This is a genomic window from Nocardiopsis sp. NPDC101807 (genome assembly GCF_044766605.1).
Classification (GTDB): Bacteria; Actinomycetota; Actinomycetes; order Streptosporangiales; family Streptosporangiaceae; genus Nocardiopsis; species Nocardiopsis tropica.
The window spans coordinates 728,877-754,842 of sequence record NZ_JBIWMK010000003.1 but is presented as its reverse complement, the minus strand read 5'-3'; the positions used below and the strand labels follow the sequence as shown (position 1 = coordinate 754,842).

Below are 25,966 nucleotides of genomic sequence, written 5' to 3'. Positions count from 1 at the left end.
GATGGAAACAAGCGGAACGGCGCTCCGTTTAAGATACGGAGCACTGTTCCGTTTTGCAAGTGGAACACCGCTCTGCTTCATTGGCGGCTGGGGGAAGGAGGGTGTGATGCCCGCATCGGACAAGGCAGGAAAGGCTGCGGGGCCGAGCAGGCGGGCCGACGCGGTGCGCAACCAGCAGAAGCTCCTCGCCGCGGCTGCCGAGGTCTTCGTGGCCTCGGGTGTCGACGCGCCGATCCGCGAGATCGCCGCCAAGGCAGGGGTCGGGATGGGGACGATCTACCGCCACTTCCCGACACGGGCGGACCTCGTGGTCGCCGTCTTCCGCCACCAGGTCGAAGCCTGCGCCGAAGCCGGCCCGAGGCTGCTGGCCGAGACCGACTCGCCGTTCGAGGCCCTGCGCCGGTGGATCGACCTGTTCGTCGACTTCCTCGTCACCAAGCACGGACTCGCGAACGCGCCGCAACCGGACAGCAGCGGCTTCGCCGCGCTCCACACGTACTTCCTCGACCGTCTGCTGCCCGTCGCCGAGCAGTTGCTCGACGCGGCTGTCGAGGCTGGAGAGGTCAGGTCGGGTGTGCGGGCGTATGAGCTGATGCGCGGCGTCGGCAACCTCTGCATCGGATCCGACGGGGACCCGCGCTACGATCCACGCAGGCTGGTCGCGCTGCTTCTCCGGGGGCTCCAGGAGTCGGGCGCTTCCTGAGGCCTGCGGCCGGTTCGGAAAGGGGTGGGTCTCTGTTGTGTCGGCTGGAGTCGTCGGCATTCCTTTTGGGGCTTTTGTTGCTTATGACGGTTTCTCGAGAAGTTGTAAAATCGGCTGCTTGCCACTGGTAAGTTGCCAGGTCATCGAGTCTGCTCCCCGCGCACGCGGGGATGGACCCTTGGGGCAGTACCGGATCCGGTCCTCGTGCTGCTGCTCCCCGCGCACGCGGGGATGGACCCACCCCTCCGCCCCACCACAACCCTGCTCCGACCTGCTCCCCGCGCACGCGGGGATGGACCCGGTGCCCGCAGGCCGCCCGTGCCTCAGCGCGGCGCTGCTCCCCGCGCACGCGGGGATGGACCCCCGTCTCTGTACCCGCTCCCCGGCGCGATCAGCTGCTCCCCGCGCACGTGGGGATGGACCCTCCGGCGGATGCTCCGCGAGATCGCCGACGGCCGCACGGCTGCTCCCCGCGCACGCGGGGATGGACCCTACGCCGCCGGGCACATCTCGGACCCGGTGGACTGCTCCCCGCGCACGCGGGGATGGACCCTGGGCGGAGTCCGCGTCCCCCTGGGTCCACGCCTGCTCCCCGCGCACGCGGGGATGGACCCCACAACAGCGCACGGGACGACGTCGACGCGCGCTGCTCCCCGCGCACGCGGGGATGGACCCTCCTCCCGCAAGGCCACCCTCCCCTCCAACTGCTGCTCCCCGCGCACGCGGGGATGGACCCGCGAACCCCCAGAACTTCCCCACGGTCGACCTCTGCTCCCCGCGCACGCGGGGATGGACCCCTATCGCTTACAAGGCGTCCTGGGCTGAACGGCTGCTCCCTGCGCACGCGGGGATGGACCCGGAGCCCCACCCGATGATCCGCACCCTGAACACTGCTCCCCGCGCACGCGGGGATGGACCCGCCGTGCGCTGGCTCAGGCAGTGGCTCATGGACTGCTCTCCGCGCACGCGGGGATGGGCCCCCCGATGCCCTACGGGTAGCGATCGACGGCGGCTGCTCTCCGCGCACGCGGGGATGGACCCAACCCCATCAGCATCGAAGAGTCCGCGACGCCCTGCTCCCTGCGCACGCGGGGATGGACCCTCGTCTTGCGCCTCCGGGTCGATGTCGCGGATCTGCTCCCCGCGCACGCGGGGATGGACCCCGCCTCAAGCCGCCCACCTTCGGACGCGCCGTCTGCTCCCCGCGCACGCGGGGATGGACCCGAGCGTGACCAACCCCAGAAGGGCGCCGTCCACTGCTCCCCGCGCACGCGGGGATCGTCCCGGTGCCTCATGTCTGACGCACACACGTCGCCCCCGCCAGGCACCCGGAGCGGCACGCCTGGCGGGGGCGACCCCGCCTACCCGCGACCGCTTCCCCTGCTTCCGCCGGCTCCGCCCCCGTAGGTGAGGCGGCGCAGCGCCACCTCGGCCGGCCCGCGCATGCCCCGGCGGCGCATGAGGTCGGCGAGCAGCACCGTGGTCAGCCACACGGCCACCGCGATACCCACGCCCACGGCAGGCGACGTCAGGTGCACGTCGAGCGTGTAGGAGGAGAACAGCGCCGCCCACGCCACCGACTGGGCCAGATAGAAGGTCATGGAGCGCTGTCCGAGCGCTGCCAGGGCGTTGGTCACCGGCCCCTGACGACCGGTGAAGCGGGCCGCGATCAGGCCGATGAGCGCCGCGTAGCCCAGGGCGCCCGCGTAACCGCTCACCTGGTGCAGGCCGCTGGTGAGCAGGACGTCCCCGGGGCTGGCGTCGGTCCACACCCCCGCCTTGTCCAGCGCCAGGGGGAGGCCGCCCAGAGCGGCCAGGGGGATGCCCGCGAACGCGGTCGTGCGCAGGAGCCGCAGGTGTTCGTGGGGCCGTTCCAGGATCCGGTGCCGGGCCGCCAGGACGCCGATCATGAACGGCACGAGGGTGCTGATGAACATGACCACGGCCAGCACCGCGAACAGGGTCAGGCGGAAGAGGAGTTCGTCGGCGAACCCTTCGGGCATCAGCGGCATACCCCCGCCGGTGATGGCGTTGTCGCTGGCGACCAGGGCGTGAACGGCGGCGGCCACGGGGAGCCAGAGCGCCGCAAGGACCACCAGGGTCCGGTCGCGCAGTCGTAGAACGCCCATCAGGAGCAGCGTCACCAGGCCGTAGACGGCCAGGATGTCCGCGGGGAAGAGCAGCACCGTGTGCGCCAGCCCGAAGACGATCAGCCACAGGCCGCGCCGGCGCAGCAGGCCGCGGGTCCGGGGCCAGGAGTATCCCTGTTCGCTGCGGCGGCGGTGGATCTGGGCCAGGCCGTAGCCGAACAGGGCCGCGAACATGGGGTAGCTGCGCAGGTCGACGAACATGGTCGTGCCCGCGACGGTGAGCTGGTCCGCGGCGGTGGCGGTGTTCTCGGGTCCGCCGATGAACACCGTGAACAGGTGGGTGTGGGCGAGTGCGATGAACAGCAGCATGACGCCGCGCGCCAGGTCCGGGGCCAGGGAACGGCGGTCGAGCGGGAGCGGGCGGTCCGGGACGGACGCGGTGGCGGGCCCGGCAGCGGATGTGTGGGTCATGGTGGCCTCCGAAAGGGCCGTCGATTTCTGGGGGACGGCGTACGCGCCGAGGTGTACGCCTCTGAGTGATGCGCCTTGCGTACAGAGTACACACCCTCTGTCTTCAAGAAACCCTATATAGGAAGGCTTTTTCGTCGGTCAGTACTAGTGCACTAGGGGGAGTTGAAGGGCTTCTCGGGTTACCCTGGCATCTTTGCCGAGGTGCTCGATGTCCCGTTGCGCACTAGTACACTCTGGGCAAGCGGAGAAGGATCGAGGGGTCTGTGATGTCCACGACTGCGAAACAGGAGCTGCCGCCCTACGCGCGCGTCGTCGCCGACATCCGCGCGCGCATCGATGCCGGGGAGCTGCGACCGGGGGATCGGGTCCCCTCGACCAGGGAGATCATGCGCGAGTGGGGGGTGGCCATGGCCACCGCCACCAAGGCGCTCGCGGCGCTGCGCCAGGAGGGCCTGGTCGAAGCGGTGCGCGGGGTGGGGACCCTCGTGCGGAAGGGGGAGCCGGACTCCGCACCGGACCCACGAGGCTCCCAGGGGCGGAGGGAATACCGGATTCCACGGGAACGCCCGCGTCCGTCGGAGCCGACGGAACGCCGCCCGGCCGCCGACACTGCCCTCACCAGGGAGGCCATCGTCCGGGTCGCCATCACCATCGCCGACGGCGAGGGCATCGACGGCCTGTCCATGCGCAGGGTCGCCACCCAGCTGGGGGTGAGCACCATGGCCCTGTACCGTCACGTCGCGAACAAGGACGCGCTGGTGACGGCGATGATCGACCAGGTGTACACGGAGCACGCGCTTCCCGAACCGCCGCCCGCCGACTGGAGGGAAGCCCTCGAACTGGCGCTCCGCACGGAGTGGGGCATCTACCGGAGGCACCCCTGGACCGTTCGGCTGACCATGCTCGCCGGAGCCGTCCAGTCCCCCCAGCTCTTGGAGAACGCCGAGTGGATGATGAGGGTCGTCAGCGCCCGGGGCCGCTCACCGGACGAGGCCATGGCGGTGCTCACCTTCGTGTCCGCCTACACCTCGGGGATGGCGCTCCAGGCCACGCGGGCGGTGGTGGAGGACTACGAGTTCGGGATGGACGCCGAGCACTGGTGGCGGTCCCGGGGGCCGGAGTTCCTCCGGCTCGCCGAACAGGGCCGGTACCCGCTCACGTTCAGCATCTCGGGGCCGCCCGACGTGCACGGGGTCTTCGAGCTCGGCATGAAGCACCTGCTCGACGGCCTCACGCCCCTGATCGAGGGGGGAGCGGCCACCGCAGAAGGTCCCGGCGGGGCCGTGCCCCACCCCGACGTCCAGGACTCTGATCCCGGTCCCGGTTCGTGCCCGCTCCGGCAGGGGTAAGCGGTTCCGCCGGCCGGGCCATGCCTCTCGCGGACGGCTCCCACCACCCGGTCCGCCCCCGGCCGCGTGCGCTCCGGCGCGGCGCTCCGGTCCCGTCGTACGCAGGGACGCCCCTCGGACTTCCGCCCGTGATAGGGAGTTGCGCATGAAGACCTTCACTCTGCCCGGCACCAAGATCACCGCACCCAACGTGGTGCTCGGTCTGATGCGCATCCAGGAGAAGACCGACGAGGAGGTACGCACCCTCGTCCGCACGGCGATCGACGCGGGCATCACGTTCCTCGACCACGCCGACATCTACGGCAGCGAGCCGCACGGCTGCGAGCGCCGCTTTGCCGAGGCGATGCGGCTGAGCCCCGCCGAGCGCGAACAGCTGGTGATCCAGACCAAGGCCGGGATCGTCACCGACGGCCCGTACTTCGACTTCTCCTACGAGCACCTCATGGAGACGGTGCACGGTTCGCTGAAGGCGCTCGACACGGACTACATCGACATCCTGCTGCTGCACCGGCCGGACGCCCTCGTGGAGCCGGAGGAGGTGGCGCGGGCGTTCGACGACCTCGCCGAGGCCGGCAAGGTGCGCGCCTTCGGGGTCTCCAACCACACGCCGAGACAGATTGACCTGCTGCGCCGCTACGTGAGGCAGCCGATCGTGGCGAACCAGGCGCAGCTCTCCATCACGCACGCCCCGCTCATCGCCCAGGGCGTGGCCGCGAACATGCAGGGGCTGGATCAGTCGGTCAGCCGCGATGACGGCCTCGTCGACTACTGCCGGCTGCACGACATCACCCTGCAGGCGTGGTCACCGTTCCAGGCCGGTTTCTTCGACGGGCCGTTCCTCGGTTCGCCGCGCTTCCCGGAGCTGAACGCGGTCATCGACCGTCTCGCGGCGAAGTACGACGTGCCGCCGATCGCGATCGCCACCGCGTGGATCACCCGGCACCCCGCGCGGATGCAGGTGGTCATCGGCACCACCACGCCGGAACGCGTCACCGCGGCGGCCCAGGGCTCGGACATACCGTTGACCCGGCCCGAGTGGTACGAGGTGTTCCGCGCCGCCGGGTACACCGTGCCGTAACCCCGTCTCGGGCGGTCTGCCGGACGGACGCCGTACTCCACGGCCGTCCGTCCGGCAGGCCGTTCCGGGGGCCTCCGGCCTTTCGGAACGCCGACACGGACGTGGGGAGGCGCGCCGAGCCACGAGGGCCACCCCCTGGTTCTGCTGTGAATGCGGGCCTTCGACGGGCATCGGGCGGCACTGCGGGAGGTATGGAAAGGTGTCCTGTGGCGCCGCTCCGGCGCGAGCCGGAGAAGTTCTGGGTGATGTATGGGTTTGTGGGTGGGGTGTGGTCTTTTCTTGCTTTTTGCTCCTAGCGTCTAATTATCGACAAGTTGCAAAAATGGCTGCTTGTCGCTGATAAGTTCGCAGGTCATCGAGTCTGCTCCCCGCGCACGCGGGGATGGCCCCGACAGCGACTTCTGGCCCTTGGCCCCCTTTGGCTGCTCCCCGCGCACGCGGGGATGGCCCCCTGCGCCTGACCCACCGGTGGTGCAACTCGGTCTGCTCCCCACGCACGCGGGGATGGCCCCGGGGCGGGACACCCTGCTTGGCCGCAGTGTCCCTGCTCCCCGCGCACGCGGGGATGGCCCCAGGTGCTCCTCCATGAGCTGTTTCGTGATGGGCTGCTCCCCGCGCACGCGGGGATGGCCCCTACCGGGACTCGCCGAGGCCCTTCTGTACCGGCGCACGTGTCAGGTCTGGACGCGAGGACCACGCCCTGGAGGAGTGCGCTCCCAGGTGTCGAGGAGGCGGGAGGGGAGCCTGAGTCCATCGTCACTTTGCTTAACTCGAAGGCAAGTGAAACACTTAACTCCATGGAAAGTCATGAGTCGCCCCACGACAGGACCCCCGACGCCGCCCAGGCGGCCCTCGACGCACTGAACGCCGACCGCTCGACGCTGGCGGACCACATTGTCACGCCGCCCTGGTTCTATCCGGCGCTCGCGGCCATCACCGCCGCCTTCGTGGCCTCGCCTGCAGCTCCCACGCCGTTCGTGCAGAGCATGGTCGTCGTCGCGGGAAGCGTCTCGCTGATCTTTCTGGTGCTCGCCTACCAGAAGCGGACCGGACTGGCGATCAGTCGCACGGCAGGTCCGCGAAGCCTCGGGGTGCTGATCGTGGTGGGTGTGGCCGTCGTGGTGCTCCTCGGCCTCTCCCAGACGCTGACGCTCATGGGCATGCGGCCGTGGGTGGCCGCCGTTGCCGTTTTCACCTTCGTCATGGTGTTGGCCGGATGCCGTGTCTACGACCGCTTCTACGACACCGAGCTGCGCAGTGGCCGCTGATCCCCGCTTCGACGAGGCCATCCATGCGCCCAACCGACTGCGCATCTGCGGACTGCTACGCCCTGTCGACAGTGCCGACTTCGCGGTTCTCCGTTCGGCCCTGGGGTTGAGCGAGGCCAACCTGTCCAAGACGGTCCGCAGTCTGGTCGACCTGGGCTACGTGCGCACCGCCAAGTCTGCTTCGGCTTCCCGTGGGGACGCGCGCCGGACCACGACGGTGTCCCTGACCTCCCTGGGGAGGCGGGCCTTCGACAGCCATCTGGCTGCGCTGCGCGATCTGGCGGAGGGGCGGCTCTCTCCGTCCTTTGAACAGGGTGACGGCTGAGCTCTGGCGTGCGGCTACCGGTCCTGGCGATCGGTGGTGGGCGGAGCCCTTTCCTCGTGCTGGCCGGGGGACGGGCTGTTTGGTAGCGGCCTGGAACTGATCGCGACGTATGGGAGAGTCTCTTATGGTGCTGCTCCTGTTGTGAGCGCGGGAATTATGGGGTGTTGCGTGATCTCTTGGGTGGCAATGGGACTTTCATGCGTTTCGTTCCGAGTGTCAAATTCTCGAGAAGTTGGAAAAACGACTACTCGTCGCTGGTAAGTTCGCAGGTCATCGACTCTGCTCCCCGCGCACGCGGGGATGGACCCGCACGCCGGGGATCTCCGGCAGCTCGTCCACCCTGCTCCCCGCGCACGCGGGGATGGACCCCCCCGCACGTCGCCGCGTCCGGTGGCAGGCTCTGCTCCCCGCGCACGCGGGGATGGACCCCCGGCTCCGCCCCGGCTGGTGGGGTGCCCGCCCTGCTCCCCGCGCACGCGGGGATGGACCCACCGCGGCCTGATTGCCGCTGCCTCCCACGCTCTGCTCCCCGCGCACGCGGGGATGGACCCGCACCTCGGGTCATCGGACTCGACCTGTCGGCCTGCTCCCCGCGCACGCGGGGATGGACCCGCACCTCGGGTCATCGGACTCGACCTGTCGGCCTGCTCCCCGCGCACGCGGGGATGGACCCGACCTCAACGCCGAGGTGGCCGCCGCCCGCGCCTGCTCCTCGCGCACGCGGGGATGGACCCGGGATGAGCGCGACCACGCCGGCGAGCACACCCTGCTCCCCGCGCACACGCGGGGATGGCCCCTGGTCCCCGCCCAGACGGCCGCTGATCAGATCCTGCTCCCTGCGCACGCGGGGATGGGCTGCCATCCACGAACCCCAGCCGTTCCGCTGGCTCAGCCTCCGCGCCGGACGGACGTGTCGAACGAGATCCACACATCAGGAGGCAGGTCCTTCCGCCCCGGCACCGGCCGGCGCTCCTCGGACCAGGCGTCACCGGCGATCTCCGTGGCAGCCCGGCGCCAGAACCGCACCGCGGCCGTGTTGGCGTCCTGGAAGGCGACCGCCCACGGCCCGGGATGCCTGGCCACGACCTCGCGGACCATGCGCAGCCCGACCCCGGACCTTCGCGCTCCCCGCACCACGAAGAAGCTGTTCAGCACCCGTTCCCGTCCGCCCAACCCGCGCACGAACACGAAGCCGACGGGTCGGTCGCCGATCGTCGCCACGTACGGCGCCCAGTCGGAGTCGGTGAAGGCTGCCCGGAGCCGTTCGCTGCGGAAGGTCCCGTCCGGGTCGGGCAACAGTCCGCGAAACCCCGACATGTCATGGCTGAACATCAGCCACAGCCGCTCCACGACGAGGTGATCGGCGGTGTGTGCGAGGCGCACGGAGACTTCTGACACGGGACTCCTCTGCGTGAACGGCTGACTGGCGGCCCCTTCTCCGTCGACGTCACGCACAGGCGGGAACGGCGTCGGAAAGGAGCGCTGACACCCCTGGATCGTCGATCCCGGGCACGAAAAAGGCCTCCCCGGCGGAGGTGTGTCCGGCCCGGGGAGGCCTTGTCGTCGGTGTGGATTCTAGCAGTGGCAGGCTTTTCTCCCCTGTCGGAAGTCGGAGGCCTAGAACCCTGCCGCCTGCCCCCGACACGGGGGTGACCCGTCAGAGAAGGGGCGAGAGCACGTGGTGCGCGAAGGCCCCGAGCACCGCCGCGAGGGCGTGGCAGCACAGGGCCAGGCCAAAGCTTCCGCTTCCACGGACCTTGCGATGGGAGCGGTGACGGGGGCGAGGCGGCGGGGCTACGGTCCGCGTCTCCACGGAGGCGGGGGAGAGGCGAGCGTGCTGGACCTCCATCCACGCGGGCAGGATCCCGTGGCGCTGCCGGTAGGCCACGCGCGGGTTGTCGCCCATCTGGGCGAGGAGGAGCTCTTCCCTGGTGGAGACGGCCTGATGACGCGGATGTGAGAAGCGCTGTCCCCGGGGCGCCTCCAGGACGGAGCGGACACCGGGAGTCAACCGTGTGGAGGAGATGGTCATCGTCCGTCTCCGGGGCGCGAAGCGGGGGCCAGGGCGAACTCGGCCCAGATTACGGTGCCCAGTCCTTCGCAGAAGGGGAAGTCCACGACCCGGCGGGCTCCCCACGCCGTGGCCAGGTGGTCGACGAGGAGCAGGCCGCGTCCTCGTTCGGCTTCCTGCCACTCCTCGCGTGTGCGCTGGCGAGGAATCCGGGGGTGGGAGACCCGTGCCCCGTCGTCGATGATCGACAGGCGCAGGGCGGCCCCGGCCAGGGAGGCGGTGGGAACCGTCAGGGTGCGGATGACCCGCCCATCGTTCTCGCCCGACCGCGAGTGCTCGACGGCATTGGCGAACATCTCGCTCGCGCAGAGCACGACGGTCTCCACCAGGTCCGGTTCGATCCCGGCGAGCCGGCCCAGGTCGCTACGCAGGTCGGAGCGGACCCGGCTGGTGGTGGCCAGGGTTCCGGGGTACAGGCGCGGTTCCCAGCGTGGGCCGGGCACGGCCGGGGTGGGGGAGGCTGCAGGGGGCTGCGGCACAATGGTCATGTCGGCATCTCCTCGGTCTAAGAGGTTAAGTGGGTGCTGGCCGAGCCCTGGGGGTGCTTCTAACACCCGCCGGGGCATTCGTGTGTCCGGCCAGGGACACGGGGGAGCGGTTGTCAGGCCGGTGCGGCTGTGCTCTGCGCGGGCCGAAGGGCCGAGCCGATCCCGTCATCGGAGGGGCCGGTCGTGATGGCGCGCGGCCTGGGCTTGTCCGGGAAGCGTTCGATCGCCTCGTCCAGGATCCGCAGGGAACTCGCGGCGGGCAGCGAGACGCCCTGGAGGGTGGCGAAGAGGTCGCTGTAGCTCTTGACCTGGGTGGCGTCGGTGACGAGATGGCCGGGACCGTGGGGGAGCGGAGTATAGGCCAGGTTGTGCCGGGGGGAGAAGGACAGGGTCCAGAACGCGCCGCGCAGGCCGGGGTGGGGAGCCGTTCCCTCCGGGATGACGTGGACGGTGACGCTGTCCTTCATGGCGAGCTTGCGCAGGTGGGTGAGCTGTTCGCGCATGACCTTGGGCGGGGCTACGGGTCGGGTGAGGGCGGCCTCGTCGACGATCAGGCAGTAGTAGGGCGCTCCGGAGAACAGACCTGAGACCTCGCGCACCGCCGGGCGGTCGGTGAGGAAGGAACTCGACTCCATCGGACGCTCCACCCGGAGGAGGGCGCGGGCGTACTCCTCGGTGAGGTAGCCGTCGGGCAGGACCAGGGGCGCGTAGTGGCGGACCTGGTAGGTGTGGAACAGGAGGTCGCCCACGGTCGCCCCGGCCTGGAGTCGGGAACTGAGGAAGATCTGCGCCCAGGCGTCCCACAGGACACCCTCCGCTTCCAGGACCTTGTCCAGGTGGCGGATGACGGTGCTGTCCGGCTCGGAAGCGCCGGTCTCGATGTCGCGGACCATGTTCGCGTACGTCAGGGCTTTCTTGGCGACGTACTCGACGGAAAGGTCGAGCCGCTCGCGCGCCGCCCGCACCCGTTCCCCGTACCGCTCCCACCCCGAGACGGGGCCGTCCCCGCTCGTAGTCGCACGCTCAGTCCTGTCAACTGCCATGACGCTCCTCCTGGGTATGGGCTGGTCAACTCTCCGTGGTCGCCTTCGGGCATGGCGGTATCCCTGCGATCCCAAGGTGAGTTGGCAAAGTTTGTATGCTTGCTTACAAGAATTAGAGCGCATGGAGGACTCGCGTGCAAGTGGTTTGTATACAAACATGCGTGCCGCTAGTGTGAGAGACATGAGTGACGAGACCACAGATGCCCGCCCGTTGCAGGTCCGCATCGCGGATGACCTGCGCAACCAGATTCGACGGGGTGACCTCAACCCGGGCGACAAGCTTCCTACGCTCAACACGATCGCCGCTGAGTACGGAGTGAGCATGATGGTGGCCCGTCGCTCCATCGACCTGCTGCGACAGGAGGGGATCCTGAGTAGCAGGAAGGGCAGTGGTACCTACGTAAGGGAGCAGAAGCAGGTGCGCCGATACGGTATCCAGCGTTACAGCAAGTCCGTTTGGGCCGGCGCCAAGCCTCAGCCTCTACTGAGTGCGGAGGGTGCCGACCAGGGTAAGACCGTGGAGCAGGAAGCTGAGACCAGTCAAGTGCCTGCGCCGGTCTTCGTCGCCGAACGCCTGCCGGACGTCAACGTGGGCGATCTCGTTTATGTCCGCAAGCGCGTCACGAAGCTTGACGGAACCATCAACCAGTCCGCTGACAGCTACTTCAGCCTTGGCACGGGCGAGCGCTCTCCGGCTCTGATTGCCGGAGAGGGTGCGGGAGGGCACATCGCGCGTATCAACGCGATCAGCCCCGTGCGCGAGGTTCAGGAAGAGATCAGCACCCGCATGCCCACAGGTCCGGAGGCGGGGCGTCTCCAGATTCCGCCGGGCACGCCCATTTTCGAGGTCATCCGTACATACCACACGGACGACGGGCCTCTTGACGTGGCTCAGTTCCTCATCCGGGGTGACATGGCGGTTTTCGACTACAAGTTCGCGGTGCCCGACTAAGGGCATATACGGCCCGACTCCTCAAGGAGTCGGGCCTCTTTCTGTTTGTTGGTTCCTTGCTCGGAGGGCAACACTGTGCGAGTCGGTGGTTGCGGGTCGCGTTGGTTCAAGTCGAGCTACAGCGGGACCTCGTCCAACTGCGTCGAGGTATCCGACCTGGACGACGCCACGGCGATGCGAGACTCCAAGCATCCAGAGCTCGGTTTTCTTGCCTTCCCTGTCAGGGAGTGGGACGCCTTCATCCGCGAGGTGCGGAGGAGTGAGTGAGGTGCAATTTTGTTCTCGCGTGTGTCCAGGTGTTCGGTATAGGTGTCGGTGTTCCTGATGGCTGTTTCTCGACAAGTTGCAAAAATGGCCGCTTGGCGCTGGTAAGTTCGCAGGTCATCGAGTCTGCTCCCCGCGCACGCGGGGATGGACCTCCGGCGGTGTATTGTCGCGCCTCCGGGCATGGCTGCTCCCCGCGCATGCGGGGATGGACCCCTCCAGATCGACGCCTGGGCTGACCGCCAGCTCTGCTCCCCGCGCACGCGGGGATGGACCCTCCGGGTCGACGAGCACATCCGGGTTGACCCGCTGCTCCCCACGCACGCGGGGATGGACCCCCCACCATCACGGCCATGGTCCTCCAGTCCACCTGTTCCCCGCGCACGCGGGGATGGACCCTTGACCGAGGTCGTCAATCAGGTCCGCCTTCTCTGTTCCCCGCGCACGCAGGGATGGCCCCGGACCTCACCAGTCGTTCTTGTCGCTCCTGCCGCATGCGACAACCACGGGACCAGATACCACAAGAGCCTCGATTCCGTGGCGAAACCCGTGAGTAGCAACTGGCCGAAACTGGTCGGACTAATGTTCGAGAAAGCCCGCGAAATCTCTCGCCGGTTCGATTGAATGTCCAGCATGACCCCTCACGGCCAGCCCTTGACCTGGGCTGACGCGTTGTCCCCTGCCGCTCGCGCAGTGTGGGCCAAACACGACTTCGAGTCCGACGGCTGGCTTCCGTTGTACCGCCACATGGCCGACAGCGCCGCCGTCGCGGACAAGCTCTGGGACGCATGGCTCCCCGCCCAGGTGCGCGACCACGTCAGCGCAGCACTCCCGCAGGGCCCCGACGACGCCCGCCTTCTTGCGGTCTGGCTCGCCGCCACCCACGACATCGGCAAGGCCACCCCCGCCTTCGCCTGCCAGGTCGAACACCTCGCGGACGACATGCGCGCGCACGGCCTGGAGATGCCCCTCCAGAAGCAGATGCCCGACCGGAACCTCGCCCCCCACGGCCTCGCCGGTCAGCTCATCCTGCGTGACTGGCTCGTGGACCACCACGGCTGGAACCCCCGCGACACCCACCAGCTCACCATCGTCGCCGGCGGCCACCACGGCGTCCAGCCCGGCTACTCGGCCATCGCCGAACTCGACCGGCACCCCCAGCTCCTCCGCACCCCTGGCCACGAAACCGCCTGGTCGACGGCCCAGACCGAACTCCTCGACACCGCCGCCCGGGTCACCGGAACGGCCGAACGGTTCTCCGACTGGAAGTCGCTCAAGCTCCCGCAGACCGTGCAGGTCCTCCTCAGCGCGCTGGTCATCGTCGCGGACTGGATCGCCAGCAATTCCGACTTCTTCCCCTACTTCCCGGGCGAGCGCAGTACCGACCTCGAGCGCACCCGCGAGGCCTGGCGCCTCCTCGACCTCCCCGAGCAGTGGAAGGCCGAGGAGCCCGAGGGCACCGCGGCGGAACTCTTCTCGGAACGCTTCGACCTCCCCGAGGGCGCGACCGTCCGCCCCGTCCAGGAGCAGGCCGTCGAGGCCGCCCGGCAGATGTCCGGCCCCGGCCTGATGATCGTCGAGGCGCCCATGGGCGAGGGCAAGACCGAGGCCGCCCTCGCCGTCGCGGAGATCTTCGCGGCCCGGTCCGGGGCGGGCGGCTGCTTCGTCGCCCTGCCGACCATGGCCACCAGCAACGCCATGTTCGAGCGCTACCTCACCTGGCTCGAACGCCTTCCCGGAATGCCGGAGGAGGCCGCCTCGGTGTTCCTCGCCCACTCCAAGGCGCACCTGAACGAGGAGTTCACGCAGCTCATGGGCGGCGGACGCCGCCTGGCCAGTGACACCGACCGCGACGCCGAGGACGGCGGCTCCGGCAACAAGCGCCGCGCCCCGGCCGCCCTCACCGCCCACCGCTGGCTCCGGGGCCGCAAGAAGGGCATGCTCTCCTCCTTCGCCGTCGGCACCGTCGACCAGCTCCTCTTCACCGGTCTCAAGAGCAAGCACCTGGCCCTGCGCCACCTCGCCATGGCGGGCAAGGTCGTCGTCATCGACGAGGCCCACGCCTACGACACCTACATGAACGCCTACCTCGACCGCGCCCTCTCCTGGCTCGGCAGGTACGGCGTCCCCGTGGTCGTCCTCTCCGCGACCCTGCCGGCCCGGCGCAGGCGCGAGCTGGCCGAGGCCTACACCGGCACGTCGGGGGAGGGGTGCGACGAGATCGGGCAGGCCCGCGCCTACCCCCTGATCACCACGGCCGAGACCGGCGCCGTACCCCGCCTGCACACCCTCGCCGCGTCCGGCCGCGCCACCGACGTCGTCGTGGAACCCCTGGCCGACGACCTGGACGTTCTCACCACACGTCTGGAGGAGGCCCTGTCGGACGGCGGTTGCGCCCTGGTCGTACGCAACACCGTCGCGCGCGTCCACGAGGCCGCCGCGCACCTGCGCGCCCACTTCGGCAGCGACACGGTCACCGTCACCCACTCTCGGTTCCTCGCCCTGGACCGCGCCGCCAACGACGACGCCCTGGTGGCCGACTACGGTCCGCCCGCCAAGGTCGCCGACCTCGGCGGGGAGCGCCCCGCCCGCCACATCGTGGTCGCCAGCCAGGTCGTGGAGCAGTCCCTGGACGTCGACTTCGACCTCCTGGTCACCGATCTGGCCCCCGTCGACCTCATGCTCCAGCGCATGGGCCGCCTGCACCGCCACCCGCGCGGGCAGGACCAGTCCGACCGGCCCGAACGCGTGCGCCGGGCCCGCTGCCTGGTCACCGGCGTGGACTGGAGTGAAGTGCCGCCCACGCCGGTCCGGGGCTCGCGGACGGTCTACGGCGAGTACGCCCTCCTGCGCGCGCTCGCCGTGCTCCGCACCCGTCTGGAGGCTGAGTCCACCGATACGGACACCGTCCGCACCGTCCGTCTCCCCGACGACATCAGCCCCCTGGTCCAGGACGCCTACGGCGACGGGCCGATCGCCCCCGATACGTGGGAGGAGGCGGTGGCGCAGGCCCTCGGCGCGCACGAGACCGAGCAGGCGGGCAAGGAGGAGAAGGCCCAGACCTTCCTGCTCAAACCGGCCGCCCGGGACGGACGGGCGCTCATCGGCTGGATCGAGGCCGGGGTCGGCGACGCCGAGGACACCCAGGCCGGCAAAGCACAGGTCCGCGACACCCGAGACAGCCTGGAGGTCCTGGTCGCACGCCGTGCCGCCGACGGCACCGTGACCACCGTTCCGTGGCTGGCCGACGGGCGCGGCGGACTGGACCTGCCCACCGACAGCGCGCCGCCGCCCGCCGCCGCGCGGGCCCTGGCCGCCTCCGCGCTGCGCCTGCCCTACCAGTTCACCTTCCCCAAGGAGCTGGACCAAGCCATCGCCGAACTCGAGACCGACGTCGTCCACGCCTGGCAGACCAAGGATGCCCACTGGATCGCCGAAGAGCTCGTCCTCTTCCTGGACGAGGACGACCGCGCCGAACTCGCCGGTTTCCGGCTGCACTACACCCCGACCGACGGACTGGAGGTCCACCGTGCCGACTGACGCCTCCGGGCCAGCGTCACCCTCACCAGACGCGTCCCCACCGATGCCCCCGCCCTCCTTCGACCTGACCGGCCGGCCCTGGATCCCCGTCCAGCGGCTCGACGGGACCGAGGCCGAGCTCTCCTTCACCGAGGTCTTCGAGCAGGCTGCGCAGGTCCGGCGCCTGGTCGGTGACGTGCCCACCCAGGACTTCGCCCTTTTTCGGCTGCTCTTGGCCGTCCTGCACGACGCGATCGACGGTCCGGAGGACATCGAGGACTGGGCGGAGCTGTGGAACGGCGGCGAGGGCGACCTCCCCGCGGACCGCGTCCGCGACTACCTCCACGAGCACCGCGACCGCCTCGACCTGCTGCACCCGACCGCGCCCTTCCTCCAGGTCCCGGACCTGCGTACGACCAAGGGCGAGTACTCCTCCCTCGATCCGATCGTGGCCGACGTGCCCAACAACGCGCGCTTCTTCACCATGCGCGCACACGGCGCCGAACGCCTGGGCTTCGCCGAGGCCGCCCGCTGGCTCCTGCACGCTCACGCCTACGACACCTCGGGGATCAAGTCCGGAGTGGTGGGCGACCCCCGGGTCAAGGGCGGCAAGGTCTACCCGCAGGGCGTGGGCTGGTCTGGGAACCTCGGCGGCGTCTACGTGGAGGGCGACGACCTGCGCGCGACCCTCCTCCTCAACCTGCTGCCCCGCGACACCGACAACCTGCGCTCGCGCCCCGACGACCTCCCGGCCTGGCGCCAGCCTCCGGCCACCGCCGAGGCCCTCGGCGGAGCGGAGGCGCAGACCCGTCCCCACGGCCTGCGCGACCTCTACACCTGGCAGAGCCGAAGGGTGCGCCTGCACCACGACGGCGAAGCCGTCCACGGTGTCCTGCTCGCCTACGGCGACCCGCTCACCCCGCGCAACAAGCACGACCGCGAACCCATGACCGCCTGGCGGCGCAGCCCCGCCCAGGAGAAGAAGCTCGGTGAGGAGCAGGTCTACCTGCCCCGGGACCACGACCCGTCCCGCAGCGCCTGGCGCGGCCTCGCCGCCCTGGTCACCGGCCGTGTGCGGGGAGCCGAACAGCGCCGCGAGGCCGCCAAGGTCGTGCGACCCCGGGTCCTGGACTGGATCGCGCGCCTGACGGTGGAGGGGTTCCTGGACAAGGGCTTCCTCATCCGCACGCGCCTGGTCGGCGCGGTCTACGGCACCCAGCAGTCGGTCATCGACGAGATCGTCGACGACACCGTCGCCATGCCCGTGGTCCTGCTGCACGAGCAGGACAGCGCGCTCGGTCAGACGGCCGTCGACGCCGTCAACGACGCAGAGGAGGCGGTCATGGTCCTCGGGGACCTGGCCACCGCCCTGGCCGAGGCGGCGGGCGCGGAGGCCGAGGCCCCGAGGGCCACCGCCCGCGACCGGGGTTTCGCCGCCCTGGACGAGCCCTTCCGCAAGTGGCTGCGCGACCTGCGCCCCTCCGACAACCCGCTCTACCCGGCCGAACAGCGCCGCCAGTGGCAGCTCACGGCACGTCAGATCGTGTCCGGCATCGGTGACGACCTCCTCGACTCCGCCAGCGAGGCCTCCTGGACCGGGCGGGTCGTCGCCGCCAAGAACGGCCCGGTCTGGCTCACCGCCTCCCGCGCCGACCTGCGCTTCCGCTCCGCACTGCGCAGGGCGCTCCCCATGGCCACCACCGACGACCCGGAGACACAGCAGTGACCACCACCAGCACATCGACCCCCGCCCCCAAGGGCTCCGCCGCGAACACGGCCTACGTGCCCGAGCTCCGGGAGGTCGGCACGTTCGTGGACGAGCGCGTCCGCGCCCTCCAGGGCGGCTACCTCAAGGACCTCTCCACGGCCGTCTCCACCCTGGCCAAGCTGCGCCGGGGCGCGGGCAAGCCCATCGAGGCGGTCCCGGAACTGGTGGGGCTGACCCTCGACCACCGCTTCTACGAGACCTTCCCCGTCGAGGACCCGCGTACCGAGGCGGCCGAGGCCGCCGCCCACGAGGCGCTCACCCTCTACGCCTTGCACCAGCAGTCCAAGCGGGAACGGGGCATGCACAAGCGGGGCAGCGGGCTCGGCGGGGCCGTGCGCCGCCTCATGCCCGGCGGCGACATCGACGAACCCCTGCGCAAGAGGTTCGTGCAGGCCGGGAGCGCCGCCGACCACGCCACCCGCCTCGACCGGCTCCGCGGCATCGTCAGCCTCCTGCGCACCGAGGACATCCCGCTCGACTACGGGCTCCTCGCCGACCAGCTCCACGACGCCCGCACGCCGGCGGGGGCCGCCCGGGTGCGCCGGGTCTGGGGGCGCGGCTTCCAGGCCCACCGGTCCGAGCGTGCGGACGGCGCCGCACAGGACTCCGAAACCGGCGCCCCGAACGGGGACGGCCCGGACGCCGCCCCGGAGAGCTGAATACCGCCGCCCCCGGCGGACCGTGCAGGCCCCGGGGGCGACCAGCAGATCCCTCGCGCTGCCCCGGCAGCGCTGTCAGCCGACCCCTCCCACGTGCCCTGACGGGCACCGACAAGACGACGAGGACACCACCATGAGCCGCACCATTCTCGACGTGCACGTGTTGCAGACCGTGCCGCCCAGCAACCTCAACAGGGACGACACCGGTGCCCCCAAGACCGCCGTCTACGGCGGGGTCAAGCGGTCCCGTGTCTCCAGCCAGGCGTGGAAGCGCGCCACCCGGCTCGCGTTCGACGCCCTCCTCGACTCGCAGGAACTGGGAACCCGGACCAAGCGCGTCGCCGAGCTGATCGCCGCCCGCATCCGTGAGCTCGACCCCTCGGTGGAGGAGGCCGAGGCGCTCGTCCTCGCGGCGGAGACCGTGCAGACGGCCACGGGCTCCAAGATCGAGGTGCCCAAGCGCAAGGCCGACGCCGCCAAGAAGAACGGCACGAAGGAACCCGCCCCCGAGTCCGCCTACCTGATGTTCCTCAGCGCCCAGCAGCGGGACGGCCTGGCCGCACTCGCGCTGGAGGGCCGCGAGGACATCAAGGCGTTCCTCAAGGAGAAGGAGAACAAGGCGCGCGCCAAGTCCGTGGCCGACACCCGGCACTCGGTGGACATCGCCCTGTTCGGACGCATGGTCGCCGACGGCGCCGACATCAACGTGGACGCCGCCGCGCAGGTCGCCCACGCCATCAGCGTCCACGCCGTCGAGAACGAGTCCGACTACTACACGGCCGTGGACGACCGGAACCCCGACGAGGAGACCGGCGCCGGCATGATCGGCACCGTCGAGTTCAACTCCGCCACCCTGTACCGGTACGCGGCCGTGGACGTCGACCTGCTCAGGAAGAACCTGGGGGAGGGGCTGCGCGAGGACGAGCCCGTCACCGAGCCGCTGCGCCGCGCGGTCGAGGCGTTCGTGCGCGGGTTCGTGGAGTCGCTGCCCACCGGCAAGATCAACACCTTCGGCAACCACACCCTGCCCGACGCGGTTGTCGTCAAGTTGCGCGACTCCCGGCCGATCAGCTTCGTGGGGGCGTTCGAGGAGCCGGTGACATCCGGGGCCGGACACGTGGCCGAGGCCAGTGAGCGCCTGGCCGACCACGTCTCCCAGGTCGAGCGCGCCTACGGGGCCGAGGACGGCGTGGACACCTGGGTCGTGCACGTGGGGGAGCGCACCGCCAAGCTCTCCGGCCTCGGCTCCGTCGTCTCCCTCCCCGAGCTGGTCGACCAGGTCGGCGCGGCCGTCGCGCAGCGTCAGGCGCCGACGGCATGAGTGCCCTGCCCCTCGTCCTGGCCGGCCCCCTCCAGGCGTGGGGGTCGGCGTCCCGGTTCGCCCGCCGGGGCACCGAGAACGCCCCCACCAAGAGCGGGATCGTCGGCCTGCTCGCCGCGGCCCTCGGACGCGACCGCACCGCCGACCTCTCCGACCTGGCCGCGCTGCGGTTCGGCGTGCGCGTGGACCAGCCCGGCGTGCGCGTGCGCGACTACCAGACCGCCAAACACCTGGTCACCGGGGTCTCCATGCCGGTGTCGGAGCGCTTCTACCTGTCCGACGCGGTGTTCGTGGCGGCGGTCGAGGGCGACCCCGAACTGGTCGCCGACCTGTACCGGGCCGTCCGCGAACCCGTGTACCTGCCCTACCTGGGCCGGCGCTCGTGCCTGCCCGCGCGGCCCGTGGACCTGGGTCCCCCCGTCGACGGCACGGTCGAGGGCGTCCTGGAACGCACGCCCTGGCAGGCCTCCCGCTGGTTCCAGCGGCAGCGGCGGTGGAAGGGGGAGGAACTGGTGGAGCTCAGTACCCTCGTCGACGCCGCCCCGGGGCAGACCCGGGCCGACACCCTGCGCGACCTGCCGCTCAGCTTCAACCCCCTGCACCGGCGCTACGCCCTGCGCGCGGTGACCCCGGGGGCGGTCCGTGTGCCCAACCCGCTGGTCCGCCGCGCCGCACCCCCCGACCACGACCCCGTGTCCGCACTGGGAGGCAGCTGATGTACCTCACCCGATTCCGGTTCAACACCAACAGGCCGGGAAGCAGGAAGCTGCTGTCCTCGCCGCAGGCCGTGCACGCCGCCGTGCTGGGCGGCTTCCCCGACCTGCTCCCGGGAGACCCGGGGAACCAGGGGGCCGCCGGGGCGCCGCGCGTGCTGTGGCGGGTGGACCGCAACGCCCGGGCGGAGGTGCTGCTGTACGTCGTGAGCCCGGCCGCGCCCGACCTGACCCACCTGGTGGAGCAGGCGGGGTGGCCCAAGGCGGAGGGGGACGGATGGCAGACCCACGACTACGGCGGATTCCTGGGCAGGCTGGAGACGGGGCAGACGTGGGCGTTCCGGCTCACCGCCAACCCCGTGCACAGCATCCGGCGCAAGGACGGGGAGCCGACCAAGGTCACCGCCCACGTCACCCCCCGGCACCAGGCGGGATGGCTGCTGCAGCGGCAGGAGGCGAACGGTTTCGAGGTCGTGCGCAGGCCGGTCGACCAGCAGTTGATTCCGGGCGAGGACGAACACGAGCTGGTCGTCCACGGGCGTGACGCGACAGGGTTCGACAAGGCCGACCCCCGTCCCGAGAAGAAGGGGAGGTCCCGTATGCGCGTCCCCCTGGTGACCGCGACCTTCGACGGCAGGCTGACCGTCACCGACCCGGACGCCCTGCGCCGCGTGCTCTGCGCCGGCCTGGGGCGGGCCAAGGCCTACGGCTGCGGCCTCATGACCCTGGCGCAGGTGGACCGATGACCACGGTGAGCAAGCGGCGCGCTTCCACGCCGCGCGAACTGACCAGGGTCGGCGAACGGCTCTCCTTCGTCTACCTGGAGCGGTGCGTCGTCCACCGCGACGACAACGCGATCACCGCCGAGGACGGCGAGGGCGTGCGGCACATCCCGGGCGCCACGATCGGCACCCTCCTCCTCGGGCCGGGGACGAGGGTGACCCATCAGGCGATGAGCGTCCTGGGGGAGTGCGGGGCCAGCGTCGTGTGGGTGGGAGAGCAGGGGGTGCGCTTCTACGCGGCCGGCCGCGGCCTGACGCGCTCCTCGCACCTGGTGGAGGCCCAGGCGAAGGCCTGGGCCAACCGGCAGAGCCGCCTCGACGTCGCGCGGGCGATGTACCGGATGCGGTTCCCCGACCTGGACGTGGAGCGGTTCGGCCGCCAGGAACTCCTCGGCAAGGAGGGCAAGCGGGTCCAGGCGTGCTACCGGGCCGAGGCGGAGCGGACGGGTGTGCCCTGGCACGGGCGGCGCTACACGCCGGGCCATCACGACAACTCCGACGCGCCGAACAAGGCGATCACCTCGGCCGCCCAGTGCTTCTACGGGGTGGCGCACGCGGTGGCGACGGCACTCGGGTGCAGCCCGGGGCTGGGCTTCGTCCACTCGGGGCACGAACGGGGGTTCGTGATGGACGTCGCCGACCTGTACAAGGTGGAGATCGGTATCCCGGTGGCCTTCGACGCGGCGGCGCAGGGCGAGGAGGACGTGGACGGGGTGACGCGTCGGCTGCTGCGGGACCGGATCAACCAGGAGAAGCTGCTGGACCGGTGTGTCGACGACATCAAGAGGCTCCTGCTGGGTCAGGGGCACGACAGGGACGACGGCCGGGAGGGTGAGGCGGACGTGGTCGGGTTGGTGGGCGACCGGGGAGAGCTGCTCGAAGCCGGGCGCGACTACTCCCACGAGGTGGTCTGGTGACCGTCGTCGTCCTCACCAAGTGCCCGCCGGGGCTGCGGGGTTTCCTCACCCGGTGGCTGCTGGAGATCTCGGCCGGGGTGTTCATCGGCAACCCGTCGCGGAGGGTCAGGGAGGCGCTGTGGGCGGAGGTGAAGGAGTACGCGGGGAACGGCAGGGCGCTGCTGGCGTACAGCAACGACTCCGAGCAGGGGTTCACCTTCGAGACCTTCGAGCACCACTGGCAGCCGGTGGACCACGAGGGGCTGACCCTCATTCACCGTCCTCGCAAGGCGGCGGTCGAGGCCGCTCAGGTGCCGAAGACCGGGTGGAGCAAGGCGTCGAAGCGGCGGCGTTTCGGGGGAAGGTGAGCTTTGTGTTCGGTATGAGCGTTGTGGGTCCGGTGTCTGCTTCTCGAGAAGTTGGAAAATCGGTCGCTTGTCACTGGTAAGTTCCCAGGTCGTTGACGTGCTCCCCGCGCACGCGGGGATGGACCCCGTGCGCCTGCTTGCGCGTCAGGAGGCCCCCAGTGCTCCCCGCACGCGCGGGGATGGAACCCGGCACCTGGATCGACGTCCGCGCGTCCGCCTCGTGCTCCCCGCACGCGCGGGGATGGACCCCGACCCTCGCTCGCGCGCTGGCTCCCGTACAGGTGCTCCCCGCGCACGCGGGGATGGACCCGTGCACGTGGGCATGGCCTCCGCTCGAGGCCGGTGCTCCCCGCGCACGCGGGGATGGACCCAGCTCCTGGCCGGATCGGTTTTTTCTTTCCCCGTGCTCCCCGCGCACGCGGGGATGGACCCAAGAACAAGCCCAAGCCCCAGAAGTAGAACGGGTGCTCCCCGCGCACGCGGGGATGGACCCGGCACCGTGAGACGCGGATACCTGGAGTACCGCTGCTCCCCGCGCACGCGGGGATGGACCCGTGGCAGCCGAGGACCACGTCGACGAGGCAGCCTGCTCCCCGCGCACGCGGGGATGGACCCATCGCTTGGAACCGGGCCCGAACCCGGGTACTCTGCTCCCCCGCGCACGCGGGGATGGACCCCGCTCATGGACCTCCAGGACCAGATCAACCTGGTGCTCCCCGCGCACGCGGGGATGGACCCATGTCGGACAGCAGCGAGGTCACCGCGAACCCGTGCTCCCCGCGCACGCGGGGATGGACCCCCGGATCGGTCAAGGCGCTGCAACGCGAGGAGTGCTCCCTGCACGCGCGGGGATGGACCCGGCGCCGAGAACGTCCTCGCTTCACTCGCCTTGTGCTCCCCGCGCACGCGGGGATGACGACCGCCTCGGCCTCCCTCAGGGACGTTCGGGGGCAGGGGAGGGCACGGACTCCTGGACGGGAGCCCCCGGAACAGGCTCCGCGATGGCGGAGGACGGCAGCCCGAAGATCTTGTCGAAGGCCCAGTTGTAGCCGAACGTGTAGAACGGGATGTAGACGATGAACACCAGGTCCAGCAGGAACGCCTGGACCAGGCTGATGTCCAGCCACCACGCGATCAACGGGATCAGGTAGCACACCAGCGTCAGCTGGAACGCGACCGCGTGCAGGATCCTGCGCCTTACCGTGCGCTCGCGGCTGACCTGCCGGCGCTCCCACGCCTCGAACAGGTAGTTGAAGGCCATGTTCCACAGCGCCGCCACCGTGGCGATCATGATCGCGAGCGGGGCCGTCGTTCCCGGGCCGCTTCCTGTCAGGGCCGTCATCACGGCGGTGCCCACGGCGAAGCCGATGACCTCGTAGCCGCCCACGTACACCAGCTTGCGCTTCAGACCTTGCACTTCGCACTCTTTTCGGGATCTTCCGGATGCAACAGGGACCGACGCTAACGTCAGCTAAGGTGATGGAAAAAGTCAGCTTCTTTCAGAACGGTTGACAGGACGTGGGTCTCTCCAGCGACAACATCGACCTCTTCCTCGCCGTGGTCGACCACGGCTCCTTCTCGGCCGCCGCACGCGCGCTGAACCGGGTCCCCTCGGCGGTGAGCATGGGCATCGCCAACATCGAGGCCGAACTCGGCTACCCACTGTTCGACCGCTCCCGGCGTGAGCCCGTCCCCACCGCGCGGGCGCAGGCCCTCGTGCCGCACGCCCGGCTGGTCGCGAGCAGGCTGCGCCTGCTCCAGGCCCACGCGGTCGAGCTCTCCGACGACCTGGAGAGCACGCTCACGGTCGGGGTGTCGGCGGGGGTCGACCACCGGCCGCTCCTGGACGCGGTGGCGGAGATCGCGGCGCGCCACCCCCTGCTCTCCGTGGAGATCGCCGACGCCCCGCAGGACGACGTCCGCGAGCAGCTGCACTCGGGGACCGTGGACCTGGCGCTGATGTTCGCCCGCACCCGCAACGACCGGGAGGAGGTGTTCCTCAACGTGGCGGAGGAGACGTTCGTGGCGGTGGCGTCCGCCTCCGTGGAGACCTTCGGGATCCCCGCCGACCTGCGGCGGCTGGAGGACCTGGCCGGGGCACGCCAGATCGTGGTGTCCAGCCTGGAGCGGGAGCTGACGGAGCGGCGGCTCGTCGTCTCGGACGCCTACTGGCGCGCGAACTCGGTGGAGACCGCGCTCGGCCTGGTGGAGCGCGGGGTCGGGTGGGCCAACCTGCCGATGCCGGTGGTGCGGGGCAGGGCCGCGGCCGGGGCGGTGCGCGTGATGGAGTTCGAGAACCTCAGGAACGGCCTGGCCATGCCGGTGCAGCTGGTGTGGCTGCGCGGCAGCCCGCTCCGCAAGGCGGCGGGGGAGCTGGTCGACCGGATGGGCCGGGACTGGCGCGTCCGGGGCTGACCCCCGGCCGCGCCTCCGGTGGCCGGAGCCCCGCATACGGGGCGCCCGGCTCCGTTCCTGTGTGCTCTGCGGCCCGGTGGCACGGAGAGGTCCTGGAGTTGACTCCGGGTAGCCGTTTCAGGGGTCGGTACCGTTGCCGAGCGCTCGGCGTGTGTGTCCGGCCGACCGTGCCGGGCCCCGAGTCGTGGGCCATGACTCCTGCCGCCCCGGATGTCCGGCTCCGGAACCTTGGTGAAGGATGAGGGGGACGGTGAGTCGACGCGGAGGATCGTGCCATGCCACGTGTTTCACGCAGTGTGACGATGACGGCCGTGCTTCTGGTGGCCCTGTCCCTCGGAACGACCGGGTGCACGCTCGTCCACCGCTACTTCCCGGTGCCCCAGGTGCGCGAGGTCGCCCAGGAGGAACTGGTCGGTACGTGGCTGGGCTGGGAGGGGAGTAGTGTCACCCTCCACGAGGGTGGGGAGGCCGAATTCCACAGGCTCGACGGCGGGGGCATGGACTTCGACGAGGGGTGGCGCGTCACGGGCACGGGGGAGTGGGAAGTCTACGAGACCGATCACATCGGCCCCCGGGTCATGCTCACCCTGGTGGAGACCACCGCGACCGAGGAGGTTCCGGAGGACTCGCCCTACCGGGTGCCCACGAGGGAGCGCTGGCGTACAGGCCCCTCGGAATCGTACTCGTGGGGCTTCGGGCTGGACCGGGACGGCGGTGATCTGCGTATGTACCTCTTCATCAGCGACGAGGACAGGCGGATCTACAACTGGTTCCTCCGTGCCTAGGAGGTCGGTCGGACTCGCTGCCGCCGCCACATGAGGGGGGCCGACCCACGCCGTGCGGGGGAGCCCCGTGACACGGTCCGCCAGGGCCTGGTCCGCCCCTCGGCGGAGCACTAGGCTGACCCGGTTCGTGAGCACAGCGCGGACACCCTGAGCAGCGAAAGCGAGAAGATGAGCCCTTCGATCGCCACCAACACCAAGGTCGACCTCGACGGTCTGTTGGAGTTCGCCCGCCCCCGCCACCAGGGGCTCCTCATCACCCGCCGGGCCGACGGCGGACCGCAGGCCTCGCCGGTCACCTGCGGGGTCGACACCGAGGGCCGCATCGTGGTCTCCACCTACCCCGAGCGCGCCAAGGCCCGCAACGCCGGCCGCGACCCGAAGGTGAGCATCGTGGTGCTCTCCGAGGACTTCGACGGCCCCTGGGTCCAGATCGACGGCGACGCCGAGGTCATCGACGGGGAGGAGGCGGTGGAGCCCCTGGTCGAGTACTTCCGGGTGATCTCCGGCGAGCACCCGGACTGGGACGAGTACCGCGAGGCGATGCGCCGGCAGGGCAAGGCCCTGGTCCGGATCACCCCGAGGCGCTGGGGCCCGGTCGCCACCGGCGGGTTCCCCGCCGACCGCGTCTGACACGGCGC

The 25,966-nt window shown here is 70.5% G+C and carries 24 protein-coding genes and 4 CRISPR repeat arrays; of the genes, 18 read left to right on the top strand and 6 right to left on the bottom strand.

What is annotated here, in order from left to right; all coding sequences use genetic code 11:
• Positions 1-106 precede the first annotated feature (106 nt).
• Complete coding sequence (locus ACIRPH_RS12760) at positions 107-703, top strand: TetR/AcrR family transcriptional regulator (RefSeq protein ID WP_402913202.1); 597 nt, start codon at positions 107-109, stop codon at positions 701-703.
• A gap of 149 nt (positions 704-852) precedes the next feature.
• Positions 853-1,988: direct repeats of the CRISPR family, unit length 29 nt; unit sequence CTGCTCCCCGCGCACGCGGGGATGGACCC.
• A 76-nt stretch (positions 1,989-2,064) separates the two neighbouring features.
• Here the strand turns inward: ACIRPH_RS12760 and ACIRPH_RS12755 are convergent.
• On the bottom strand, positions 2,065-3,264 hold the full coding sequence (locus ACIRPH_RS12755; RefSeq protein ID WP_402913200.1) for a DUF418 domain-containing protein: 1,200 nt from the start codon (positions 3,262-3,264) through the stop codon (positions 2,065-2,067).
• A 263-nt stretch (positions 3,265-3,527) separates the two neighbouring features.
• Here ACIRPH_RS12755 and ACIRPH_RS12750 point away from each other — a divergent pair, with 263 nt between their 5' ends.
• The 4 genes from ACIRPH_RS12750 to ACIRPH_RS12735 all read left to right on the top strand — a co-directional run bounded on the left by ACIRPH_RS12750 (position 3,528) and on the right by ACIRPH_RS12735 (position 7,284).
• Positions 3,528-4,613, top strand: a complete 1,086-nt coding sequence (locus tag ACIRPH_RS12750; protein ID WP_402913198.1) for a GntR family transcriptional regulator — start codon at positions 3,528-3,530, stop codon at positions 4,611-4,613.
• A 145-nt stretch (positions 4,614-4,758) separates the two neighbouring features.
• Positions 4,759-5,691 (top strand): aldo/keto reductase family oxidoreductase, encoded by a 933-nt coding sequence (locus ACIRPH_RS12745; protein ID WP_402913196.1) that lies wholly within the window; start codon positions 4,759-4,761, stop codon positions 5,689-5,691.
• 361 nt (positions 5,692-6,052) lie between these two features.
• Positions 6,053-6,325: direct repeats of the CRISPR family, unit length 29 nt; unit sequence CTGCTCCCCGCGCACGCGGGGATGGCCCC.
• Between the two features lie 163 nt (positions 6,326-6,488).
• Positions 6,489-6,959, top strand: coding sequence for a hypothetical protein (locus ACIRPH_RS12740; protein WP_402913193.1), 471 nt, complete (start codon positions 6,489-6,491; stop codon positions 6,957-6,959).
• Complete coding sequence (locus ACIRPH_RS12735; protein WP_402913190.1) at positions 6,949-7,284, top strand: transcriptional regulator; 336 nt, start codon at positions 6,949-6,951, stop codon at positions 7,282-7,284. Before ACIRPH_RS12740 ends, ACIRPH_RS12735 begins: the two co-directional genes overlap by 11 nt.
• Before the next feature lie 279 nt (positions 7,285-7,563).
• Positions 7,564-8,138: a CRISPR direct-repeat array (repeat unit 29 nt; unit sequence CTGCTCCCCGCGCACGCGGGGATGGACCC).
• 34 nt (positions 8,139-8,172) lie between these two features.
• On the opposite strand, the gene ACIRPH_RS12730 is transcribed toward ACIRPH_RS12735, so the two are convergent.
• The 4 genes from ACIRPH_RS12730 to ACIRPH_RS12715 form a co-directional block, all read right to left on the bottom strand.
• Positions 8,173-8,682, bottom strand: a complete 510-nt coding sequence (locus tag ACIRPH_RS12730) for a GNAT family N-acetyltransferase (RefSeq protein WP_402913187.1) — start codon at positions 8,680-8,682, stop codon at positions 8,173-8,175.
• A gap of 259 nt (positions 8,683-8,941) precedes the next feature.
• Positions 8,942-9,316 (bottom strand): hypothetical protein, encoded by a 375-nt coding sequence (locus ACIRPH_RS12725; RefSeq protein ID WP_402913185.1) that lies wholly within the window; start codon positions 9,314-9,316, stop codon positions 8,942-8,944.
• The gene (locus tag ACIRPH_RS12720; protein ID WP_402913183.1) at positions 9,313-9,843 is read right to left on the bottom strand and encodes an ATP-binding protein; all 531 of its coding nucleotides are present in this window, start codon (positions 9,841-9,843) and stop codon (positions 9,313-9,315) included. Before ACIRPH_RS12720 ends, ACIRPH_RS12725 begins: the two co-directional genes overlap by 4 nt.
• 113 nt (positions 9,844-9,956) lie before the next feature.
• Entirely contained in the window at positions 9,957-10,886 is a 930-nt protein-coding gene (locus ACIRPH_RS12715; RefSeq protein ID WP_402913181.1) for a Scr1 family TA system antitoxin-like transcriptional regulator, read from the bottom strand.
• 181 nt (positions 10,887-11,067) lie between these two features.
• Between ACIRPH_RS12715 and ACIRPH_RS12710 the strand changes: the two genes are divergently transcribed.
• From ACIRPH_RS12710 to cas2e, 10 genes are all read left to right on the top strand, one after another.
• Positions 11,068-11,838 carry a GntR family transcriptional regulator gene (locus ACIRPH_RS12710; protein WP_402913178.1) on the top strand — a complete coding sequence of 257 codons (771 nt, stop codon included), beginning with the start codon at positions 11,068-11,070 and terminating at the stop codon, positions 11,836-11,838.
• Between the two features lie 75 nt (positions 11,839-11,913).
• Positions 11,914-12,105 (top strand): DUF397 domain-containing protein, encoded by a 192-nt coding sequence (locus tag ACIRPH_RS12705; RefSeq protein WP_402913176.1) that lies wholly within the window; start codon positions 11,914-11,916, stop codon positions 12,103-12,105.
• Between the two features lie 621 nt (positions 12,106-12,726).
• Positions 12,727-15,642, top strand: a complete 2,916-nt coding sequence (cas3, locus tag ACIRPH_RS12700; RefSeq protein ID WP_402913174.1) for a CRISPR-associated helicase Cas3' — start codon at positions 12,727-12,729, stop codon at positions 15,640-15,642.
• 43 nt (positions 15,643-15,685) lie between these two features.
• The gene (gene casA / locus ACIRPH_RS12695; RefSeq protein ID WP_402913170.1) at positions 15,686-17,347 is read left to right on the top strand and encodes a type I-E CRISPR-associated protein Cse1/CasA; all 1,662 of its coding nucleotides are present in this window, start codon (positions 15,686-15,688) and stop codon (positions 17,345-17,347) included.
• On the top strand, positions 17,344-18,048 hold the full coding sequence (gene casB, locus ACIRPH_RS12690) for a type I-E CRISPR-associated protein Cse2/CasB (RefSeq protein ID WP_402913168.1): 705 nt from the start codon (positions 17,344-17,346) through the stop codon (positions 18,046-18,048). The genes casA and casB overlap by 4 nt, the downstream gene beginning before the upstream one ends.
• 133 nt (positions 18,049-18,181) lie before the next feature.
• On the top strand, positions 18,182-19,369 hold the full coding sequence (gene cas7e / locus ACIRPH_RS12685; RefSeq protein WP_402913166.1) for a type I-E CRISPR-associated protein Cas7/Cse4/CasC: 1,188 nt from the start codon (positions 18,182-18,184) through the stop codon (positions 19,367-19,369).
• A complete protein-coding gene (cas5e, locus tag ACIRPH_RS12680; protein ID WP_402913163.1) occupies positions 19,366-20,085 on the top strand; it encodes a type I-E CRISPR-associated protein Cas5/CasD in 720 nt (239 codons plus the stop codon). Before cas7e ends, cas5e begins: the two co-directional genes overlap by 4 nt.
• Positions 20,085-20,828, top strand: a complete 744-nt coding sequence (gene cas6e / locus ACIRPH_RS12675; RefSeq protein WP_402913161.1) for a type I-E CRISPR-associated protein Cas6/Cse3/CasE — start codon at positions 20,085-20,087, stop codon at positions 20,826-20,828. The genes cas5e and cas6e overlap by 1 nt, the downstream gene beginning before the upstream one ends.
• Entirely contained in the window at positions 20,825-21,781 is a 957-nt protein-coding gene (gene cas1e / locus ACIRPH_RS12670; protein WP_402913158.1) for a type I-E CRISPR-associated endonuclease Cas1e, read from the top strand. Before cas6e ends, cas1e begins: the two co-directional genes overlap by 4 nt.
• A complete protein-coding gene (gene cas2e, locus ACIRPH_RS12665; protein ID WP_267945507.1) occupies positions 21,778-22,128 on the top strand; it encodes a type I-E CRISPR-associated endoribonuclease Cas2e in 351 nt (116 codons plus the stop codon). Before cas1e ends, cas2e begins: the two co-directional genes overlap by 4 nt.
• Positions 22,129-22,225: 97 nt before the next feature.
• Positions 22,226-23,048: direct repeats of the CRISPR family, unit length 28 nt; unit sequence TGCTCCCCGCGCACGCGGGGATGGACCC.
• Between the two features lie 14 nt (positions 23,049-23,062).
• Here cas2e and ACIRPH_RS12660 read toward each other — a convergent pair.
• On the bottom strand, positions 23,063-23,545 hold the full coding sequence (locus tag ACIRPH_RS12660) for a PACE efflux transporter (RefSeq protein WP_402913154.1): 483 nt from the start codon (positions 23,543-23,545) through the stop codon (positions 23,063-23,065).
• Between the two features lie 101 nt (positions 23,546-23,646).
• Between ACIRPH_RS12660 and ACIRPH_RS12655 the strand changes: the two genes are divergently transcribed.
• The 3 genes from ACIRPH_RS12655 (at position 23,647) to ACIRPH_RS12645 (ending at position 25,958) form a co-directional block, all read left to right on the top strand.
• Complete coding sequence (locus ACIRPH_RS12655; RefSeq protein ID WP_402913151.1) at positions 23,647-24,543, top strand: LysR family transcriptional regulator; 897 nt, start codon at positions 23,647-23,649, stop codon at positions 24,541-24,543.
• Positions 24,544-24,818: 275 nt separating this feature from the next.
• Positions 24,819-25,328, top strand: coding sequence for a hypothetical protein (locus ACIRPH_RS12650; RefSeq protein ID WP_402913149.1), 510 nt, complete (start codon positions 24,819-24,821; stop codon positions 25,326-25,328).
• Between the two features lie 168 nt (positions 25,329-25,496).
• Complete coding sequence (locus tag ACIRPH_RS12645; protein ID WP_402913146.1) at positions 25,497-25,958, top strand: PPOX class F420-dependent oxidoreductase; 462 nt, start codon at positions 25,497-25,499, stop codon at positions 25,956-25,958.
• Positions 25,959-25,966: the final 8 nt, after the last annotated feature.